The sequence below is a fragment of the Nocardia sp. NPDC002869 genome (genome assembly GCF_046764065.1).
GTDB lineage: Bacteria > Actinomycetota > Actinomycetes > Mycobacteriales > Mycobacteriaceae > Nocardia > Nocardia rhamnosiphila.
This window is the reverse complement of the sequence record NZ_JBKOOL010000292.1, coordinates 1-3,124: the sequence shown is the minus strand read 5'-3', so window position 1 is coordinate 3,124 and position 3,124 is coordinate 1. Positions and strand designations below refer to the sequence as shown.

Sequence of the window (3,124 nt, the reverse complement as noted above, 5' to 3'; positions counted from 1 at the left end):
CACGGCGCCGATCGGGCCCGCGAGGGGGCTCTCGGCGATCCCGGGCCCCGGCGCGGGGCCCGGGACAGGCATGTCAGGATTCCAGGGCAGCGTCCAGGGTGATCTCGTCCACTCCGCCCAGTGCCTTGCTGACCGGGCATCCGGCCTTGGCCGCGGCGGCCGCCGCCGCGAAACCCGCCTCGTCGAGCCCGGATACTCGGCCGCGCACCGTCAGGGCGATCCGGCTGATCCGGAAACCGCCCGCCGGGTCGGGACCCAGGGTCACCGCGGCCGAGACGTCGAGGCTCTGCGGGGTACCGCCGGCCTGGGCGATCTCGTTCGACAGTGCCATCGCGTAGCAGGACGAATGAGCCCCGGCGATCAGCTCCTCCGGGCTGGTCGTGCCGTCGGCGTCATCGGCCGACCGCTTCGGGAACGACACCTCGTACTTGCCGACCCCCGAGCTGACCAGCTCGACCTGGCCGGAGCCGTCCTGCAGACCACCGGTCCATGCGGTGCGCGCGGTACGTGTGGGCATCACGATCCTTTCGAAGACGATTCGTTGCGAGTCGGACTCGAACCTACTCGTACCCTCACCTCGTCGCAGTTCGTTCGTCCAGACGGGCCAGCACCGCGGGCCAGGCCTCCCGATGCCGGTCGCGGGCCACTTCGTCGGCAAAACCGCTGTGCCGCAATTTCAATCGAATGCCGCGGGGTTGTTTGACGAACTCCACCCGCACCACCGTTTCCGCGCCCTCCGTGCCGCCGGCGCCGGTCACCCAGGTCAATTCGATGAGGCGGCCCGGTTCCAGACGGAGAAAGCGGCCGTAATGCGGCCGTAGGTTCCCCTCCTCCCGGGTCTCGAAATAGAACGGCTCGTTCACCTCGGGCCGCATCCGCACCGAGGACGGCTCCGCGAGCCAGATATCGAAGCCCTGGGTCCACGCCAAGTAGAGGAGTTGGGGTGAAGCTGTCATCACCCGCTCCACGGTGAGTTCGTACGGCCGTGTGGACAGGTCCGGTACACGCACTTGCTGGTCGACCATCACTGGACCATACCCGCGGCGGGGCGGCTACTGCCGTAGATGCGGTGATCACGCGCCGCTGCCGGCCGACCCACCCGGCACCGGCGCCTTCGTCATCGGAATACCATTGCGGCACCGGAAATCCGGGTGTGCGCCGACGACCGAGCACAACAGGCGAATAGGGTGGTGCGGGTGGAGTGTTCGCGATGACGAGCTGGCAGATGGTCGGGCTACTGGGCTGGGTTGCGCTGGCCGCGGCACTGTTCGAAGTGCTGCGGCACCGGCGCCTGCTCGCACAGACCCGGCAGGCGCTGGACACCGCCGAACGCACGGCAGCGCGGCAGCAGCGGGAACTCGAGGTCGGTACGGAGCGCTTGCTGATCGCCCGGGAACTGCACGATGTGGTGGGGCACAATCTCTCGCTCATCAATGTGCAGGCCGGGATGGCCCTCCAGCAGGTGGAGAACAAGTCCGCCAAAGCGGCGGGGACGGTCGCCGAGATCAAAACCACCAGCCGCAACGCGCTCGAGGATGTGCAGGCGCTGCGCCACGCGATCCAGGCGGTGGAGCCCGCGTCCGGCACATCGGCACCGTCGTCTCGCGACCACGACCCGGCCGGCGCCGAGGACAACGGCGCGCGCGAGCATGCGAAGCGTTCCCGCCGAGCCGGTTTCGGCCGCCGCGACCGGCCCGGCAGCGACCGGCCGCAACGGAACGGAGCAGGCGCGGGCCGCCCACCGGCCGCCCCGCAAGCGCCGCCCCCGCCGCCTCGCGAGCCCGATCCCACCATGTCCGACCTGGACGAACTCCTGCGCAAACCCCGGCTGGCGGGGTTGACGGTGCACACCCGGGTCCTCGGGACTCCCGATTCCCTGCCCGCGGCCATCGACGACGCGGCAACTCAGATCGTCCAGGAATCCCTGGCCAATGTCGTACGCCACGCCCCGGGCTCCGAGGCCACCGTAACGGTGCGGTATACCGCCGATTCCGTGGATCTCACCGTCGACAACACCCGTCCCAGCGGTAAACCCGAACACGCCGGCCCCACCCGTGGGATGGGGATCATCGCCATGCGGGAGCGCACCCACGCGCTCGGTGGCGCGTTGACCGCCGGCCCCAAACCCAGTGGCGGCTACCGGGTAGCGGCGCGGCTACCGAGCCGCCCCCTGCGGATCGCGATCGACCCGGATGCACGGCCGCGGGCCCGTAAAGACACCGGCGACAACGGCTCTCGCGAACCGGCGGCTCCGGTGGCGGTGACCGCCGAGCCACGCGGATCCACCGGGGCCCCGGCCGATCCGGGGACCGCCGCACCCGAGTGAACCCGCGGTTCAGCCCGGGTTCGCGTCGCGGCGCTCCTGCTCGGTGAACCCGGCCGCGCGCGCCGAGCCCGGCGCGCCCGCCGGGGCCTGTAGACGCCGTGAATACGCTCCTGCCGCCCGGAAGACCCCGGCGACACCGGCCGGGGCCGCCCCGTAGGTGATGGACTGCTGCGGGGCGAAGCCGAGACCGCTCCCGATCTCGACCGCGTCCAGATTGGCGCCGAGGAACAGGAAATCCCAGCTGTAGACGTTCTGCTGCTGTTCGATCAGGGACCGTACGGCGGCATGCGTCCATTCGCGGCTCGAATTCTCGTGCCCGTCGGTGAGGACGACCACGATCACGGTGCCGGGCCGCTCGCCCTCCGGCCGGGCCGCCAGTTCGGTACCGAGATCGGTGACCAGTTTGCCGATGGCGTCGTAGAGCGCCGTACCGCCGCGCGGCTGCAGCACCGGCGGGGGCACCTGATCGATCGGGACGTTCGAATACACGCATTCGTACTCGGTATCGAATTGCGCCAGGGTGACCCGCACGGATTTCTCGGCCTGCCGCTGTTCCTCGAAATAGGCGGCCAGCCCGCCCTCGGTATCGGATTTGATGGTCTGCATGGAGCCGGAACGGTCGAGCAGTACCGCGATCGTGGTCAGGTCCGGATTCGTCATGGTGATACCCCCGGCTCGTATCGAATGAACTGCCCCCACCGTACGCGCGCGCACCGACCGGAATTTCTCGCGACGGGTAGGCGGCCTCTCACCCACACGACAAGGGCCTGCCCACCGGTGTGGTACCGGTGGGCAGGG

4 protein-coding genes are annotated in these 3,124 nt (G+C 69.8%); 1 reads left to right on the top strand and 3 read right to left on the bottom strand.

Annotation, left to right across the window (positions count from 1 at the left end; genetic code table 11):
* Nucleotides 1–73: 73 nt before the first annotated feature.
* Together ACLML9_RS28260 and ACLML9_RS28255 are read right to left on the bottom strand one after the other, a co-directional pair.
* Complete coding sequence (locus ACLML9_RS28260) at nucleotides 74–517, bottom strand: OsmC family peroxiredoxin (protein ID WP_030524134.1); 444 nt, start codon at nucleotides 515–517, stop codon at nucleotides 74–76.
* Between the two features lie 55 nt (nucleotides 518–572).
* Entirely contained in the window at nucleotides 573–1,025 is a 453-nt protein-coding gene (locus tag ACLML9_RS28255) for an SRPBCC family protein (RefSeq protein WP_411948349.1), read from the bottom strand.
* Nucleotides 1,026–1,210: 185 nt separating this feature from the next.
* Between ACLML9_RS28255 and ACLML9_RS28250 the strand changes: the two genes are divergently transcribed.
* Entirely contained in the window at nucleotides 1,211–2,326 is a 1,116-nt protein-coding gene (locus ACLML9_RS28250; protein WP_411948348.1) for a sensor histidine kinase, read from the top strand.
* 9 nt (nucleotides 2,327–2,335) lie between these two features.
* On the opposite strand, the gene ACLML9_RS28245 is transcribed toward ACLML9_RS28250, so the two are convergent.
* Nucleotides 2,336–2,986 (bottom strand): vWA domain-containing protein, encoded by a 651-nt coding sequence (locus ACLML9_RS28245; RefSeq protein ID WP_411948347.1) that lies wholly within the window; start codon nucleotides 2,984–2,986, stop codon nucleotides 2,336–2,338.
* Nucleotides 2,987–3,124: the final 138 nt, after the last annotated feature.

Bases quoted from the DNA above. Each gene is read 5' to 3' on its own strand.
- ACLML9_RS28260 (WP_030524134.1), bottom strand. From the start codon at position 517: ATGCCCACACGTACCGCGCGCACCGCATGGACCGGTGGTCTGCAGGAC.
- ACLML9_RS28255 (WP_411948349.1), bottom strand. From the start codon at position 1,025: ATGGTCGACCAGCAAGTGCGTGTACCGGACCTGTCCACACGGCCGTAC.
- ACLML9_RS28250 (WP_411948348.1), top strand. From the start codon at position 1,211: ATGACGAGCTGGCAGATGGTCGGGCTACTGGGCTGGGTTGCGCTGGCC.
- ACLML9_RS28245 (WP_411948347.1), bottom strand. From the start codon at position 2,986: ATGACGAATCCGGACCTGACCACGATCGCGGTACTGCTCGACCGTTCC.